This window comes from Variovorax sp. 278MFTsu5.1 (assembly GCF_048305045.1).
Lineage (GTDB): Bacteria > Pseudomonadota > Gammaproteobacteria > Burkholderiales > Burkholderiaceae_C > Variovorax > Variovorax guangxiensis.
Map to the genome: position 1 here is coordinate 2,778,185 of NZ_CP157622.1, position 14,036 is coordinate 2,792,220.

Genomic DNA, 14,036 nt, shown 5'->3' on the forward strand with positions numbered 1-14,036 from the left:
AAAGACGGGCGACCTGTTCAGGTGTTGGAGCACCTGTTCAAGCCCCGAAATGCAGATCGAGCCTGCAAGCCGGCGAGGCCCGCCACCCTGTACAGAGTGGGCCAAGCCTATCAAAAAATGTGGAATAAAGGCTTGCACAATGGAAATTTCAGCGAAACCTCTGGTGCCGTGGATCGGCGGCAAGCGCCGCCTCGCGAAGCACATCCTTCCCCTGTTCCCGGAGCACACCTGCTACGTCGAGCCCTTCGCGGGCGCGGCGGCGCTCTTCTTCCTGAAGGAACCGGCGAAGGTCGAGGTGTTGAACGATGTCAACAGCGACCTCGTGAACCTGTACCGCGTGGTGCAGCACCACCTCGACGAGTTCGTGCGGCAGTTCAGGTGGGCGCTCACGAGCCGCGAGATCTTCGGCTGGCTCAACGAGACGCCGCCGGCCACGCTGACCGACATTCAGCGCGCGGCGCGGTTCTTCTACCTGCAGAAGCACTCGTTCGGCGGCAAGATCGAAGGCCGCACGTTCGGCACTGCGACCTCATCGCCCGGTCGCATGAATCTGCTGCGCATGGAGGAGGATCTGAGCGCCGTGCACCTGCGGCTTCACCAGGTCACCATCGAGCGGCTCGACTGGGCCGCGTGCGTCCAGCGCTATGACCGCAGCCACACACTGTTCTACCTCGACCCTCCCTACTGGGGCACCGAGGGCTATGACGTGCCGTTCGGCCTCGACCAGTACGGCCGCATGGCCGAGCTGCTGAAGTCGATGAAAGGGAAGGCCGTCGTCAGCGTCAACGACATTCCCGAGATGCGCCAGACCTTCGCCGGCCTGATGCTGCGCCCGCTGTCCATCACCTACTCGGTCGGCTCAGCCGAGAACCGCTCGCCGTCGCGCGAGCTGCTCATCACCAACTTCTGAACTACATCATGAGCAGCCGCCCTTGAGACCCGGTGAAGCTGCGCGTCGCTTGGGGCGATGTGCCGGGCCCGGGGGATGTGCTGAAGATGAACTCCGGGCGGCTGTATCAGGTGCTGCGCGTCGGTGGCACAAAGACGCTGCACTGCATCGTGCTGCCGGGCCCGGATCACATTGAGCTATAGGCCCGCGTCTTGACTTGGTGCTGGGCGCCGCGGCGGCGCAGGGTCTTGGCCTAATCGGTAGGCTTTCTGTATACGTCAGGCCAAACCAAGTTCTGTCGCCGTGAAATCTGGGGCATGAGTCTTGGCTGCCTTGGCACATTCTTCGATGGCGATTTGCAGAGTGACAGCCGTGGTGTCTGCTCTTGCCGACCACTTATCGAGCCAAGCCGCTCGCATCGGTGCGTTCATGCCTCGCCATACCTCTTGCTGACCTTTCATTTCTTCCACGATCGCGATGAGGTCACCCATGGCTTTTCCGATCCGACTTGCGCAGTAATTCGGCAGTGGAAGTAGTTGCGACAGCACATCTAAATCGATTGATCTCGTGTTCTCCAACCATGACTTGGAAAGGGGGATTGGGAGCTCAGGGCTGGTTGACATTCCCTCCCGAAAGGTGCGTGTCGCGGTTCCGAGTGTTTTCATGCCGGAGTAGAGACTCTGGAGGTGGGCGAGGTGTCGAGCGGCGACCAGGCCCGCTCTAGCTTCCGCTTCGCGCGCGGCTTTCTTCGTCGCTGCGCGCGACAGATGCAGTGCGACAACTATCGCGCCCCATGTGCCCACGACTGCCAAGGTGTCGAGGCCGTATTTGAATTTTTCCCAGTTGTTCATCCGCCGCTCCTGTTGTTGACGAGAGGAAGTATGGACGGCGTGCCCGCGTCCTGTGCAAAGAGCCGGAGACGCGCGTTCGGCTCAAGGCGCCCCTCACCCCTTCCACGATCTCTTTCGTGTTGCCCACGGCCCTGTCATGGCCCGGCGCGCGCCTTCCCGCGCGCCCGGGAGGCGAGCTGCGGGGGGCGGAGGCGACCCTGCCCCCCCGGCGCGCGGTCTTGACCCCGCCACGCCTGCCCGCTAAATGGGTCCCTTTCGACGAGCCCGTCGAACCGGGCCGGCGCCAGCAGCGGCGCGGGCCGCGCGCGCCCGGACGGGGGGTATTTCGCGACGCGAAATGACGTCCTTTGGCACCCAACGCTGGGGGTGTCGGCCTCGGGGGCGGCTTGGCGGGGCGGCCCAGAAATCCGGGAAGGGTTCGGGAAAAGCCTGATATCCCTAATCGAGCCTCAAAACCGCCCGCAAACCCGCATGGCGCCTAGCGCTGGCATATCAGGGTGCAACCCTGATACGACCTAACAAGAACCCTGATATTTCGCTAAGTTGTTGATTTATATAGGGTTTGCTTACAAAAAGAATCAGGGTCCAGAAGCCTAATATTGTTAGGTTCATATTAGATAAATATCAGGTTTGTAGGACAGGCCGGGAACCCGCATGGATACTGGCTTTTCTCTGCTTTTAGGAGTGTCTGTTAGGAATATCAGGCTTTTCCCGACCCCCCGCCGATTTTCTGGAGCCTCTCCGCAGGCACTTTGCCGGCCGGCAGGATCTGGAGCGAATCGTCCAGGCGAAAAAAAACCCGCTGACGCGGGCCGCGGGTCGATCGGCGGGGGCGCTATCTGACGCGCGCGCTGCTCATTGCAAGGATGTTTCCGTGCCGTCGACGGCCAGCATCACGCCTGGCGAGGCCTCGTCGATCTCGATGGGGACGCCCATGTGCTTGGTGGCACTCATGTCGCGGTCACCCGGGATGGTCATGAGGTTCAGGCAGCGCACGTATTCGTCGCGCAGTGCCGGTGACAGAACGAACTTTTGCGGGTAGGCGTTGCCGTTGCCCTTCCAGTGGGCAATCAGCTTGTCGGTCATCTGCAAGTAGAGGGTGGTCATCGTCTTAAGGTAGTCATTGGTTTTCGTGTCAAGCCTTTGGCGGTTGTCAAAAGACCCCAGAGCCGTCATTTTTCACAACTTCCCTCAGAGACGCGCGTAAGGTAGTGTCGCTGCTGCGCGTGCCAATCATCAATAGGGGTGTCGCGCGTGCAAGGGCTCGGAGTTGCGCATGGACCGTGCGGCCTACGTTCCAGCAGGGAAGACCGGTGACTGGGCTTTCTCAATTTCTCACACGGCTGCGCCGGAGGGTGGCTACTCCGGTGCAGCCAACATCAGCTTTCAGGGAAGGCATCAATGTAAGCTGGTGCTGGCCAGTCCCTGTCTCTCTCGGCAAGAGGGAGATGAGATGCTGAAGAAAAAGTGCGTGGACTGGATTGAGCAGCGAGAAGGTCTTCGCGGCAATCTGGGTCGGTCTGCCGAGCCCGAGGAAGCATGAGGGCCTAGGCTGCACGTCCTGGCAGTGGCGAGCGCCCATGAAAAAGCCGCCTCAAGGGCGGCTTTTGATCGAATGACTGAGGACCTCTGACGATCCTCCTGTCGGCGTGGCCGACAGCGCCTAGAGGGATAGGACTTACTTCTTGTCCTTGACCCAGAAGCGGAAGAACTGACCCTTCTTCGGATAGATCACCTTGCCATTCTTTCGAATGGACCGGCAAAACACCCAGCGGCCGCCTTCCTCTTTTTCGGGAGTGCTCATGTCGAGCTCCTTTGTAAAGAGAGGTTGCCGGGATCATCGGAGTGCTCAAAACCTGAAAGAGTTGTACACTTTCAGGCCTCTGAAAAGAGCTATCGATACCTCACCCGTACTCGGTATCGGACGTTTCGGGACTGGAACTCCCTGACGCCCTCCTTAAGGCCCATGAATAGAGCTTCTGTTCATGGGCCTTTCATTTGATCGCTCCGAACTTGCGCAGCTGATTCACGCGAGTGATTGCTGCCGGGAGCGACGTCTGGAAGAACTGAGCCACTTTTGTGGGCGTGAGCAGGTCCAGACGCAGCATGACCTCCAGCGGCATCGTCATCTCAGCTGAAAACTGATCAGCTTGCCATTCGGAGTCGATGAACGGCTTGGCAACATAGTTGTGCCGGGCCAAGGCTTTGCTGTGCTGCAGCACGAAGTGGCCGAGCTCATGGAAGATGGTGAAGCGAGTGCGCGGGTCATTGCGACGGGCGGCCTCGTAGGTCGCCGGAGTCAGGTTGATCGTGGCGGATTCCGGGACGCAGACAGCCTCCACACCCGCCATCATCAGCATCAAATCCTCGTCCTCAATGACATCGACAGTAACGCCGAAGAGCGAGAGCGAGTCCAGGAAATGCGGCATCGATACCGGCGCATCGCCAAGGTCGAGAACTTGGCGAGCATCAACCGCAATCTCACGAATGGCAGCGATGCCGCGCGGTGCGACGATGTGGCCGCGAAGCTGATAGGGCGGGTATGAAGACTGGCTGGCCATGATCATTTCACCTTGTGTGACGCGGCCAGCAGGGCGGCCATCTTTTCCAGAGTTTCCGCGTCGAGAGTGGAGCGAGCGAAGCCCGCCACCAGCATCTGATGCTGCGGCGACAGACCGTCCAGGGGGACGGACTTATTGGCAACCGCCGCCAGCTCGGCCAGTTGCCTGATCTTCATGTTGTGCTTGGCGAAAAAAGCTTCGACTTGCGCGACGAGCCCGTCCGGAACTTTCTTGCGGCCGGTCTCGATACTGCTCAGGAACGAAGGCGTGACGCCGATAGCGTCCGCCATCGAACCGAGTGTCTCGCCGGTATCGATTCGCGCCTTGCGAATCGCCTTTCCAAAATCAGTGAGCGCCATGGTTAGTCCTCTTTCGGTTGGTTGCGGGGTGGTGCGGAGTAAAAAATTTTCTTGCTTTCCAATTATTGTACCAAATCGGTTAATTACTGTCAAGGTTTGTGATGGTCGCGTCTCCAAAAAAGAAAAGCCGCCTGAAGGCGGCTTGGCTTGGCAGGGCGGTAGTTCAACCCCCAGTGGTCACGCGCCGAACCTCGGCCGGCCCGATGCCGTTGTAAACGGTGGTGCCATCCTTCAGCGATGTCACCGTCCAGCGCTCGGCGCCGTGCCCGGGCGTGACCTTGTAGTCGCCCGGTGCCAGCGGAAGGGGGCGTTCCTCTCGGGCCGTGCTGCTGTACCAGGCTGGTGTGTAGAGGGTGGTCGATTCGGTGGGGAAGATGTCAGCTTGGCTCATGGTCTGATTGTCGCGGCGTCGGAAGGAGGCCAGGGAGGTCGTACAGCTCGGCGCGGATGTGATCTCCTGCGTTCCGATCCCAGTCGCCGTACTGGTCTCCGATCCGAGCGCATCGCGCGGTGACGAGCTCGGCAAACTCGACCAGTGATTCTCGGATGGGTTCGTTTGGTTCGAGCTCGCCGACGCTTCGAGCCATCTGCTCGAACTCGTCCCGCATGCTCATGGCAGCTCGCCCTGTTCCTTCATCCGCTGGTTGCCGGCCTGAATGCGTCGGCCGATGGCCTCTTCTGTGCTGTCGAAGCCGCTGTACCCGGGTTGGGTTACCAACATCGCGGCACGGATCTCTTCTTCAGTATCTGGAAGCGTTCGAATCTCGCGCGTGTCGAGAATTGGAGTTGCGCCAGGGTAGGCCTTGGCGGCGTGCTCAGCGTCCATCTTGAACGATGACCTGTGGGGCTTCTTCTTCCAGATGCTTGGCGGCAGCATGAAGTAGAAGTACTCGACGTCTTTCATGGCGACCAGCCGCGCTCAAAACGGCGCCGGGCCGTACAGCCCACGGATGTGATCGCCGGCGCTGCCTTCACGGGGATCACGGAAGCGATCCGCAGCACAAGCGCAGAGCGTGGCCACGCCGTAGGCAAAGTTCAGCATCTCCTTCGACAGCCGCTGGTTGTCTTTCGTGAGCCCGACCCTGGCGGCGAGCGCCTGGAACTTCTCCTCCGCGCGGATGAATTCGGTGTCGTCGCCAATACAGGCGCTGTAGTGCTGGCGAGCCACCTCTTCGGGCAGCCGATGACCGACCACGCGCTGAAGTGCGTCGCCCTCTATCGACGTGATTTCTATGTCAATTTCGCCGTGCGTGATGGCATGCGATTCCTCGATGTAGCGGGCGATCCACTCCTTCCTCCCGGATCGCTTGAGGGTAGGTGGAACAAGGGAGACTTCTGGGGCAGGTTTGGCGACGGGGAGGTGAGTCGAGGCGAGTGAGGATTCCATGATGGGCTCCGAAATAACTGTATGAAAATACAGTATCTGCCTCGGGTAACTGGCCCGTCAACAGGTTGTTGAGCGCAGAATCCGGACACCATGTGCACCCGTTACATCTCTCCCGAAGCCCGCGAGATTGAGGCGGCCTGGTACATCGGCGCCCGCACCGCAGAGCGCTGGCTGCGCAGCATGCGGCCGATGTACACAGGGCCGTTCATGCGCCGCGCCGTCGACAAGGCGGAGTACGAGCGCGAGATCGCGGTGGGGCAGTGGTCGCTGATCCCTTCCTGGTCGAGCAGCCATGTCCCGACGGCGCCGCCGAGCAAGGGCGAGACGAAGGGCAAGGAGCTGGCCACGCACAACGCCCGCTTCGCCGGCATCGAGAAGAAGCCGGCATTCAAGGATGCATGGAAGCTGAGCAGGCGCTGCATCATTCCGGCCTGGAGCTTCGACGAGCCGAATTGGGAGTCCGGCAAGAACGAGTGGTGGCGCTTCCGGCGTGCCGATGGTCGCCCCTGGGGCCTGGCCGGCCTGTGGCACACCTGGAAGGATCTGGAGACGGAGAAGGTGTGGGAGAGCTACACCATGCTCACGATCAATGCGAACCTGCACCCGATCATGTCTCGCATGCACAAGCCCGAGATCGACCGCACGACGAAGAAGCCGCTCGAGGTGCAGGACAAGCGCTCCGTGGTCGCGATCGAGGAGCACGACTTCGACCGGTGGCTGACGTGCACGCCGGAGGAGGCGCGGGAAATGGTGCAGTTGATCCCCGTCGACCTGATCGATGCGGGGCCCGCGGCGGCCCAGGAACCACGAGAGGAAACAGCGGCGGCGGTGTCGAACGCCGATACCGAAGATCTGCCGTTCTGAGGGAGTGTTACCGGGGACGCCGGCGGCCAGTGCACCGCGCCATCCAAGCGCCCACCGCCTTTAGGCGTAGCTCGCGCGCACGAGCGGCATGCTCCGCCTCCACGAACTGAGGCATCTCGAACATCAGCGCGGTGTAGATCAGCTCCGCGGCGGCTCGGGGATCCTGCTCACGCGCCAGTGGCGCGATGGTGTGGCACAGCGCGGCCAGCCATTCGGTGTCAACCTCGCCGCGGGCGAGCTCGTGGAACTCGCGGCAAAAGGTGTGCGACCACGGCTCAGACTTCGGGCGGGCGCCCGTGGCCTCGTGGTGCTGTTCTGGCTCTGCCATGGCCGCATGCTACTGCTGTGCCCCATGTCTTTGCACTAAAGTCAGCCTTTATTGCATGCCATTTAAAAGTTTGAGCTTGGAGGAAGAATGAAAATTGATGAGCGCCTGCAGAAAAAGATGGAGGGGCTTCTTCGCTCGGAACTTCCGAAGATTCGCCTTAGTGAGGGAAAGAAGACCTTGCAGTTGGGAGACTTGTTTGCTCTTGATGAAAAATTTTCAGAGCTAATACAAAAAGCGGGCAAAGGAATCGCTGAGCAATACGAAGGCTATATAGGTGAGCGTTCTCTTGTTCCTGTGGTTGGCGGCTATTTGTACGATGCTGTTCAGAAAATTCCGATAGAGGAAAAGATTGGAAAGAGCTTTCTTTGCGAATGCGCCGAATTTGTTGATGTTGAAGCGCTCGCGAAGAGAATTGTAGAAATGTTCGTGGCCCTTCCAATTGAATATGTTGCTGCAATTAAATTGCCGAAAAGCTTTTCGGAGGCTCTGCGTGAAAGCAAGGTGCCTGCAGTATTTGGGCGCCAGTTGGCAATAGTTGGGGACTGGCACGAAGAACGCCAGGGATTGCCCATTCCCGAGGAAAAAACTCAGCCCAAGCAACTAAATCAATTGGCTCGCTCGTTTCTCGGTACTCCGATGCAGGAGCGAGACGTGGTGACACCTAGTGCCTACTTGTTCTTGCGCGTCAAGGGTTACATAGACGAAGACGTAGTTTTTTCTCGTCGCCCTGTTGAAAGAGCATTTACTCTGCTGAAAGCGTTTTTTGGCTTGGCAATGGGATTGGAGATTCTGAATGTTGGAGTACCTGGACTCGATTCTGCCTCGGTCGAAGTAGAGGTTTACGATCGGCGTAATGAAGAATGGATTAAGCTTGGTGAAGAAGGGCTGGATCACGGGGGCAGTCAATTAATCAGTCGTCTCAAATCCAAGTTGCATGTGGGTCCAGATATATCCGAGAAATTGCGTTACCTTTTTAGTATTTTGGACAGAGAAGACCAATTGCCTCAACTCGTTCTCGCAGGTCGTTGGTTCTTTGATAGCCACGCCAACGAGGATCCTGTAATGGGATTCATGCAGCTGGCTATTTGCGCCGAAACACTTTTGGGCACGGAAGATGGATCCGATGGCATCACCGGGGTTCTCGCCTCCCGCTGCGCCTATCTTATTGCAGCAAGTATGAAAGAGAGGGAGAAGCTTGTTCGAGAATTTAAGGAGATTTACAAGGTTAGATCCAAAATTGTCCATCGAGGGTTAGGTGCTTTTAGGAAAAGCGAACGCCAACAATTCTCCAGCTTGCGAAAGATTTGCAGCCGCATAATTCAGAAAGAAGTTGGACTGGCCATGGCTGACGAGCCTGAGCAACAGGAGTCAGCGAACCTCATTCAGGCCCTGCGCTCGGCCCATATCCCCGTCCCGGTTCATCAAGCTGCCTCCGAATCCATCTGATGAGGCCAACTCACGTTGGGCTCCTTCAGGAATGGGATGGGGCACCGCGGGGTCCGCGATGCGTCTGACAAATGCATCCAACTCCCTCGGAGCCTTCTGCTGATTTTCTCGTTTTTGGGCCGATGGGTTTGTCAGGAAAACGGACCGGATTCCATGGCCTGACAACCACTTAGGAGGCGGCATCCGCCCTCATGGGGTGCAAGGGGTCGAAGGTTCGAATCCTTTCACACCGACCAAAGTCAGTAGATGGAACAACGGCTTACGCTCAAAAGGCGTAAGCCGTTTTTCTTTGGGCCCCGGAACGCCGCGGCCAAAAAAAAGCTCACCCAAGGGTGAGCTGAAGGACCCCGTTCTCGCATGGGGTCGGAGGGAGGAGCCCGCCGGAGGGAGGCGGGCAAGGCGATGATCGCGACCAATCTGGGAGACATCGAGGACGAGTCGCCTGTTTCGGGGCTCTCGTGCGGCGATTCCGAAGAAATGCGGATACCCCGGAATTAGTTCCTTTGGTTGCTTTGCCTTCGCGCCTATCCTCGGCGCCCACCATGAATCCCGCACAGCAACTGCAACTCCTCGTCGACCTGCCCGATGGCTGGTCCAGCCGCATCGACATCAAGCGCACCACCAACGGCCGTTACGCCGGCGTTGCCGAACTGAATCTGCGAGGGCTCAGGCGCGGCGTGCTGGTCTTCATGCAGCAGCCCACGCTGGAAGCCGCGCTGCAGCGCGTGCGGTTGCGGGCCAGTCAGTTCGCAAGAGAGCGGCTCGTCCCGCAGGACGCGCCGTCGAAGAGGGGGGCGAGGCCCGCCTGAAGAAGCCGCGTCGGGAGGTTGGTGTTTCCTATCCCGCGGATGAGGATTCCCAACCCACGAAGCGTCGCTCCTGCGGCACCATCAGGCGTCACTCCCACTCCAGGATCACGCCATGAAAGCATTCAGAAGACTCGTCGGCGGCGCCATCTCCATCGCCGGAGCCGTGGTGCTCATCACTCAGCATCTTTAGCATCCTTCGCATCTTCAGGCAGCAGGGAGATGAGCGCTGCCTCGCCGTCCATCATCAGCCGAATGTGAACGCGTAGGCCTGCGCGCCCGCGTCCAGAAACTCGATCTCGAACAGTCGGTCCTTCACGTCCGACGTCTGTCGCACCAGCTGATAGAGCCGCTGCCCGTCGATGACGCCGTTGCCTTGCGCGTCGGTGTCCGTGCCATGGTCAGTGAGCGGCGGCGCGCCGTCGATCCGTACCCTGAAGCGCACCGGCTTCCCGTCCGCCGATGGCCCGAGTACCAGGTGCAGGTCGCGCGCGTGGAAGCGATAGGCGATGCGGCCGTTTGGCTGCACCAGTACCGCACGCTCTTCTTCCACCTTCCACTCGCCGGCCAGCGTCCACTGATTGATGCGCAGCGCCGAAACCCCTGAATAGACCCGTGCGCGATCATTCGAGATGCCACCGGGCGACGCGAAGTTGCGCGCCTGCCCGTACCCCAGGTAGGTCTCGCCCGAAAGAGCCGGCTCCGCGGCTGCCGCAGCTTGCGTGCCCTTGCCCTCGGGTGAGACAAGTGCCCGCGAATCAACCAGCCTGCCGGCTTCCGCCAGCAATTGCTGAATGGCCTGCTCCGACTTCGCATACTGCCCCTCGCCGAACTGGTGGTGCCTGATGCGCCCCTGCGCGTCCACGAGATAGAAGGCCGGCCAGTACTGGTTGCCGAAGGCGCGCCAGATCGCGTAGTTGCTGTCGACGGCCACCGGGAAACCGATGCCCAGGTCCTTCGTCGCGCGGCGCACGTTGGCCGGCTGCTTCTCGAAGGCGAACTCCGGCGTGTGCACGCCCACCACCACCAGCCCGGCGTCCTTGTACTTCTCGGCCCACGCGCGAACGTAGGGCAGGGTGCGCAGGCAGTTGATGCAGGAGTAGGTCCAGAAGTCGACCAGCACGACCTTGCCGCGAAGGCTCTCTGGCGTGAGCGGGGTCGAGTTGATCCACTCGGTGGCGCCTGCGAGCGACGGGAACATGCCCTCGTCGGGCAGCGTCAGCGAAGGCTTCTTGGGCTCAGGCTGCGTCGACGTCAGCATCAGGCCGCCGGGGTCGACGGATGCCTGCTGCGCGGACGAAGGCTGCTGCGACGGCATCGGCATGCCGATCCTCTCCACCAGGGCCTTCTCCAGCGCCGAGGTCGTGCCGATCGACAGCTGCGCGAGCAGCCCCGTGTCCAGCCCCGACGCGATGGCCGCCACGCCCGCGAGCACCGCCACGCCGGCCACGCGCCGCGCCCATTCGCCCGCGTGCAGCGATCCCTTCATCGCCGAGAACACTCGCCCGCCGAAGAGCAGCGCCGCCGCCAGCGAGGTGCACGCGCCAGCCGCATAGGCCAGCAGCAGCAGCGAGGTGCCGACGCTCGCGCCGTTGAGCGCTGCACCCGTCAGGATCAGCCCGAGGATCGGCCCCGCGCACGGCGCCCACAGAAAGCCGGTGCCGATGCCAAGCAGCAGCGGCGAGAACACCGACGCCTTCGCGTCCGTCGCCGGCCCGGACAGCCGAAGCCCCAGCGCCACCAGCGGCCGGGTCAGCCGATCGGCCACCGAAGGAAACAGCAGCGTCACACCGAACAGCGCCAGCAGCGCGATCGCCGTATGGCGCCCGTACTCGTTGAGCGCCACCACCCAGCCGCCGCCCACGGCCGCCAGCGTGGCGACGGCCGAGAACGCCAGCGCCATGCCCAGCAGCATCGGCAGGCCGTGCGAGCGGAAAGGCCGGTCGGCGCGCGCGAACACGAAGGGGAGCACGGGCAGGATGCACGGGCTCAGGATGGTGAGCACGCCACCGAGGTAGGCAACGATGAGGAGGAACATGGTCGGATTGCTGTCGGTGAATGTTGTCGATGAATGGCTGAAAAGGAAAGTCGAGGGCGAGCAGCGGCCTTCGCGGCCTCGCATGCGAGCCGCTTCTTCGTCGGTCAGGGATTGGGGGGCGGCGGCTCAGTCCGGTGGCGCGGCCGTGTTGGTATTCATGGTCAGCCGGGCTTCCAGCCCGCCTTGGTCCCGGTTGCGCAGCGTGAGCTCCGCGCCCATTGCCGTCGCCAGCTGCTGGGCGATGGCCAGGCCGAGACCGGTGCCGCCGGTGTTGCGGTTGCGCGAGCCCTCCACGCGGTAGAAGGGCTTGAGCACGTTCTCCAGCTGGTCGGGCGGAATGCCGGGGCCGTTGTCGATCACGGCCAGCGTCAGCCGGTTGCCGCCGGCATCGGCACTGGCATGCACCTGCAGCCGCACGTCGGTGCCGAACTTCAGCGCGTTGTCGATCAGGTTGGTCAGGATGCGCCGCAGCGCGTTCGGCCGCGTCACCAGGGGCTCGCCCACGCGGCCCTCGAGCAGCACCTGCTGCCCCGAATCCTCGTAGTCGGCCACCATGCTCTCGAACAGCGCGTCCGCGTCGATGCGCCGCGGCGGCTCGGTGGCGCCGTGCAGGGTGCGCGCGTAGGTCACACCCTCGCGCACCAGGGCGTGCATGGCGTCCAGGTCCTGGCGGAACTTGTCGCGGTCATGGCCGCCGTCCATCAGGTCGGTGCGCAGCCGCATGCGGGTGATGGGCGTCTGCAGGTCGTGCGAGATGGCCGCGAGTATCTCCACCCGCTCGGCCATGTAGCCGGCAATGCGCTTCTGCATCGCGTTGAAGGCGCGGGCCGCATGCCGCACCTCGGTCGGTCCTTCCTCGGCCAGCTGCTGGCCCTTCAGGTCGGGGCCCAGCTCGTCGGCCGCATCGGCCAGCTGCGCCAGCGGCCGCGTGACCAGCCGCACCGCATACCAGGCGCACACCGCCAGCACCAGCAGCTGCACCCACAGCAGCCACATCACCCAGCTCGACACCGGCATGTCCACGCGCCGCGCATGCACGATCACCGAGGAGCCGTCCGACAGCCGCACCTGGATCTGCAGGCCCTGCGGCGGGCTGCTCACCTGGCCGATCTTCACGATCTCGAAGGGGCGCATCGCGTCGGCTATCGCGGTCGCGAACTGCTGCGTCGAAGCCGTGTCGGGCGCCTTGCCCTGCGCGTTCCCGCCGAGCACGAAGTGGTAGTTGCGCCGCTCCAGCCGCGCCAGCCAGCCCTCGCGCTCGGCGGCCGGCAGCCGGTCGAGGATGGCGACCGAGCTGGCGATGTCGCGCTCGATGCCGATCATCATCAGCTCTCGCATCGCGATGCCGCGCTCGTAGCCGATGGCCATGAAGGTCAGCAGCTGCGCGATGGCCAGCCCGACGACGATGATCAGCGTCACCCGCGAGAACAGCGAGCGCGGCAGCAGACGGCGCAGGCCCGTGGCGGGGGAGGCCGGGGCGATGTCGGCGGAAAGGCTGGCGGCGGAAGTAGGCATGGGCAGGTTTATAGACCCGCTTCCGCCTCGCGGCGCGGCGCTTTGTATTCCAGTGTGTTGGGCGGCGTGGCCTGACATACAACATTACCCGCCGCCCACGCGCCCACAGCCACGGCGCCAGCCGAGCAACATAGTGTGGCCGTCCGGCCCCCGGGATACACGGGAATACAAAACCGCCCGATCCGGCGCCTGTCCGGGCTACATTGCACCTGCCCGCTTTTCCTCGGGCGCCTCGCCGCACCGCCATGAACATCGCCAAGACCTCCGACCACATCCTCATCGTCGACGACGACCGGGAAATCCGCGAACTGCTCTCCACCTACCTGGTCAAGAACGGCCTGCGCGTGGTGACGGTGCCCACGGGGCGGCACATGCGCGCGGCGCTGGAGGAGTCGGGGCCCTTCGATCTCATCATCCTCGACCTGATGCTGCCGGGCGAAGACGGCCTCACGCTGTGCCGCGACCTGCGCACCGGCAAGTACAAGGCCACGCCCATCCTGATGCTCACCGCGCGAAGCGAGGAGGCCGACCGCATCCTCGGCCTGGAGATGGGCGCCGACGACTACCTGGCCAAGCCGTTTTCCGCGCGCGAGCTACTGGCGCGCATCCGCTCGGTGCTGCGCCGCACGCGCATGCTGCCGCCGAACATGCGCTCCACCGAGTCGGCCTCGAGGCTGGCTTTCGGCGACTGGCAGGTCGACACTACCGCGCGCAACCTGATCGACAACAGCGGCGTGATGGTGGCGCTCAGCGGCGCGGAGTACCGGCTGCTGATGGTGTTTCTCGACCATCCCCAGAAGGTGCTGAGCCGCGACCAGCTGCTGAGCCTCACCCAGGGCCGCGAGGCCGAGCTCTTCGAGCGCTCCATCGACCTGCTGGTGAGCCGCCTGCGCCAGCGGCTGCGCGACGATGCGCGCGAGCCGCGCTACATCAAGACGGTGCGCAGCGAGGGCTACGTCTTCTCGTCGGCCGTCGAGGCGCTGGACTGAGGC

18 protein-coding genes are annotated in these 14,036 nt (G+C 62.3%); 6 read left to right on the forward strand and 12 right to left on the reverse strand.

Annotated elements, in window-relative coordinates:
* The first annotated feature begins 139 nt into the window (after window positions 1-139).
* Together ABL844_RS12845 and ABL844_RS12850 are read left to right on the forward strand one after the other, a co-directional pair.
* Window positions 140-910 (forward strand): DNA adenine methylase, encoded by a 771-nt coding sequence (locus tag ABL844_RS12845; protein ID WP_418131522.1) that lies wholly within the window; start codon window positions 140-142, stop codon window positions 908-910.
* Between the two features lie 32 nt (window positions 911-942).
* On the forward strand, window positions 943-1,092 hold the full coding sequence (locus ABL844_RS12850) for a hypothetical protein (RefSeq protein ID WP_418131523.1): 150 nt from the start codon (window positions 943-945) through the stop codon (window positions 1,090-1,092).
* Window positions 1,093-1,167: 75 nt separating this feature from the next.
* On the opposite strand, the gene ABL844_RS12855 is transcribed toward ABL844_RS12850, so the two are convergent.
* From ABL844_RS12855 to ABL844_RS12895, 9 genes are all read right to left on the reverse strand, one after another.
* Window positions 1,168-1,740 carry a hypothetical protein gene (locus ABL844_RS12855; protein ID WP_418131524.1) on the reverse strand — a complete coding sequence of 191 codons (573 nt, stop codon included), beginning with the start codon at window positions 1,738-1,740 and terminating at the stop codon, window positions 1,168-1,170.
* Between the two features lie 855 nt (window positions 1,741-2,595).
* The gene (locus tag ABL844_RS12860; RefSeq protein WP_418131525.1) at window positions 2,596-2,847 is read right to left on the reverse strand and encodes a hypothetical protein; all 252 of its coding nucleotides are present in this window, start codon (window positions 2,845-2,847) and stop codon (window positions 2,596-2,598) included.
* Window positions 2,848-3,418: 571 nt separating this feature from the next.
* Window positions 3,419-3,544: a hypothetical protein gene (locus ABL844_RS12865; RefSeq protein ID WP_418131526.1), complete on the reverse strand. Its 126-nt coding sequence runs from the start codon at window positions 3,542-3,544 to the stop codon at window positions 3,419-3,421.
* A 190-nt stretch (window positions 3,545-3,734) separates the two neighbouring features.
* A complete protein-coding gene (locus ABL844_RS12870) occupies window positions 3,735-4,307 on the reverse strand; it encodes an ImmA/IrrE family metallo-endopeptidase (protein ID WP_418131527.1) in 573 nt (190 codons plus the stop codon).
* The gene (locus ABL844_RS12875; RefSeq protein ID WP_418131528.1) at window positions 4,304-4,660 is read right to left on the reverse strand and encodes a helix-turn-helix domain-containing protein; all 357 of its coding nucleotides are present in this window, start codon (window positions 4,658-4,660) and stop codon (window positions 4,304-4,306) included. The genes ABL844_RS12870 and ABL844_RS12875 overlap by 4 nt, the downstream gene beginning before the upstream one ends.
* Window positions 4,661-4,823: 163 nt before the next feature.
* On the reverse strand, window positions 4,824-5,051 hold the full coding sequence (locus tag ABL844_RS12880; RefSeq protein WP_418131529.1) for a hypothetical protein: 228 nt from the start codon (window positions 5,049-5,051) through the stop codon (window positions 4,824-4,826).
* On the reverse strand, window positions 5,038-5,274 hold the full coding sequence (locus ABL844_RS12885; protein WP_418131530.1) for a hypothetical protein: 237 nt from the start codon (window positions 5,272-5,274) through the stop codon (window positions 5,038-5,040). Before ABL844_RS12885 ends, ABL844_RS12880 begins: the two co-directional genes overlap by 14 nt.
* Window positions 5,271-5,564 carry a hypothetical protein gene (locus ABL844_RS12890; RefSeq protein WP_418131531.1) on the reverse strand — a complete coding sequence of 98 codons (294 nt, stop codon included), beginning with the start codon at window positions 5,562-5,564 and terminating at the stop codon, window positions 5,271-5,273. Before ABL844_RS12890 ends, ABL844_RS12885 begins: the two co-directional genes overlap by 4 nt.
* Before the next feature lie 15 nt (window positions 5,565-5,579).
* The gene (locus tag ABL844_RS12895; RefSeq protein WP_418131532.1) at window positions 5,580-6,047 is read right to left on the reverse strand and encodes a hypothetical protein; all 468 of its coding nucleotides are present in this window, start codon (window positions 6,045-6,047) and stop codon (window positions 5,580-5,582) included.
* A 90-nt stretch (window positions 6,048-6,137) separates the two neighbouring features.
* On the opposite strand from ABL844_RS12895, the gene ABL844_RS12900 reads away from it, so the two are divergent.
* Window positions 6,138-6,911: an SOS response-associated peptidase gene (locus ABL844_RS12900; RefSeq protein WP_418131533.1), complete on the forward strand. Its 774-nt coding sequence runs from the start codon at window positions 6,138-6,140 to the stop codon at window positions 6,909-6,911.
* Window positions 6,912-6,918: 7 nt separating this feature from the next.
* Here the strand turns inward: ABL844_RS12900 and ABL844_RS12905 are convergent, their stop codons facing one another.
* The gene (locus tag ABL844_RS12905; protein ID WP_418131535.1) at window positions 6,919-7,239 is read right to left on the reverse strand and encodes a hypothetical protein; all 321 of its coding nucleotides are present in this window, start codon (window positions 7,237-7,239) and stop codon (window positions 6,919-6,921) included.
* Between the two features lie 87 nt (window positions 7,240-7,326).
* Here ABL844_RS12905 and ABL844_RS12910 point away from each other — a divergent pair, with 87 nt between their 5' ends.
* Together ABL844_RS12910 and ABL844_RS12915 are read left to right on the forward strand one after the other, a co-directional pair.
* Window positions 7,327-8,685 (forward strand): hypothetical protein, encoded by a 1,359-nt coding sequence (locus ABL844_RS12910; RefSeq protein ID WP_418131536.1) that lies wholly within the window; start codon window positions 7,327-7,329, stop codon window positions 8,683-8,685.
* A gap of 542 nt (window positions 8,686-9,227) precedes the next feature.
* On the forward strand, window positions 9,228-9,494 hold the full coding sequence (locus ABL844_RS12915; RefSeq protein ID WP_184641899.1) for a hypothetical protein: 267 nt from the start codon (window positions 9,228-9,230) through the stop codon (window positions 9,492-9,494).
* A 244-nt stretch (window positions 9,495-9,738) separates the two neighbouring features.
* On the opposite strand, the gene ABL844_RS12920 is transcribed toward ABL844_RS12915, so the two are convergent.
* Both ABL844_RS12920 and ABL844_RS12925 read right to left on the reverse strand, forming a co-directional pair.
* The gene (locus tag ABL844_RS12920; protein WP_418131538.1) at window positions 9,739-11,529 is read right to left on the reverse strand and encodes a cytochrome c biogenesis protein DipZ; all 1,791 of its coding nucleotides are present in this window, start codon (window positions 11,527-11,529) and stop codon (window positions 9,739-9,741) included.
* A 126-nt stretch (window positions 11,530-11,655) separates the two neighbouring features.
* The gene (locus tag ABL844_RS12925) at window positions 11,656-13,044 is read right to left on the reverse strand and encodes an ATP-binding protein (RefSeq protein WP_418131539.1); all 1,389 of its coding nucleotides are present in this window, start codon (window positions 13,042-13,044) and stop codon (window positions 11,656-11,658) included.
* A 245-nt stretch (window positions 13,045-13,289) separates the two neighbouring features.
* Here ABL844_RS12925 and ABL844_RS12930 point away from each other — a divergent pair, with 245 nt between their 5' ends.
* On the forward strand, window positions 13,290-14,033 hold the full coding sequence (locus ABL844_RS12930; protein ID WP_418131540.1) for a response regulator: 744 nt from the start codon (window positions 13,290-13,292) through the stop codon (window positions 14,031-14,033).
* The last annotated feature ends 3 nt before the right edge of the window (window positions 14,034-14,036 follow it).

Excerpts from the sequence above, each read along its gene's own strand:
- ABL844_RS12880 (WP_418131529.1), bottom strand. The coding sequence starts at position 5,051 with ATGAGCCAAGCTGACATCTTCCCCACCGAATCGACCACCCTCTACACA.
- ABL844_RS12910 (WP_418131536.1), top strand. The coding sequence starts at position 7,327 with ATGAAAATTGATGAGCGCCTGCAGAAAAAGATGGAGGGGCTTCTTCGC.
- ABL844_RS12905 (WP_418131535.1), bottom strand. The coding sequence starts at position 7,239 with ATGGCAGAGCCAGAACAGCACCACGAGGCCACGGGCGCCCGCCCGAAG.
- ABL844_RS12895 (WP_418131532.1), bottom strand. The coding sequence starts at position 6,047 with ATGGAATCCTCACTCGCCTCGACTCACCTCCCCGTCGCCAAACCTGCC.
- ABL844_RS12870 (WP_418131527.1), bottom strand. The coding sequence starts at position 4,307 with ATGATCATGGCCAGCCAGTCTTCATACCCGCCCTATCAGCTTCGCGGC.
- ABL844_RS12930 (WP_418131540.1), top strand. The coding sequence starts at position 13,290 with ATGAACATCGCCAAGACCTCCGACCACATCCTCATCGTCGACGACGAC.
- ABL844_RS12890 (WP_418131531.1), bottom strand. The coding sequence starts at position 5,564 with ATGAAAGACGTCGAGTACTTCTACTTCATGCTGCCGCCAAGCATCTGG.
- ABL844_RS12900 (WP_418131533.1), top strand. The coding sequence starts at position 6,138 with ATGTGCACCCGTTACATCTCTCCCGAAGCCCGCGAGATTGAGGCGGCC.
- ABL844_RS12920 (WP_418131538.1), bottom strand. The coding sequence starts at position 11,529 with ATGTTCCTCCTCATCGTTGCCTACCTCGGTGGCGTGCTCACCATCCTG.
- ABL844_RS12865 (WP_418131526.1), bottom strand. The coding sequence starts at position 3,544 with ATGAGCACTCCCGAAAAAGAGGAAGGCGGCCGCTGGGTGTTTTGCCGG.
- ABL844_RS12855 (WP_418131524.1), bottom strand. The coding sequence starts at position 1,740 with ATGAACAACTGGGAAAAATTCAAATACGGCCTCGACACCTTGGCAGTC.
- ABL844_RS12915 (WP_184641899.1), top strand. The coding sequence starts at position 9,228 with ATGAATCCCGCACAGCAACTGCAACTCCTCGTCGACCTGCCCGATGGC.
- ABL844_RS12885 (WP_418131530.1), bottom strand. The coding sequence starts at position 5,274 with ATGAGCATGCGGGACGAGTTCGAGCAGATGGCTCGAAGCGTCGGCGAG.
- ABL844_RS12925 (WP_418131539.1), bottom strand. The coding sequence starts at position 13,044 with ATGCCTACTTCCGCCGCCAGCCTTTCCGCCGACATCGCCCCGGCCTCC.
- ABL844_RS12875 (WP_418131528.1), bottom strand. The coding sequence starts at position 4,660 with ATGGCGCTCACTGATTTTGGAAAGGCGATTCGCAAGGCGCGAATCGAT.
- ABL844_RS12860 (WP_418131525.1), bottom strand. The coding sequence starts at position 2,847 with ATGACCACCCTCTACTTGCAGATGACCGACAAGCTGATTGCCCACTGG.
- ABL844_RS12845 (WP_418131522.1), top strand. The coding sequence starts at position 140 with ATGGAAATTTCAGCGAAACCTCTGGTGCCGTGGATCGGCGGCAAGCGC.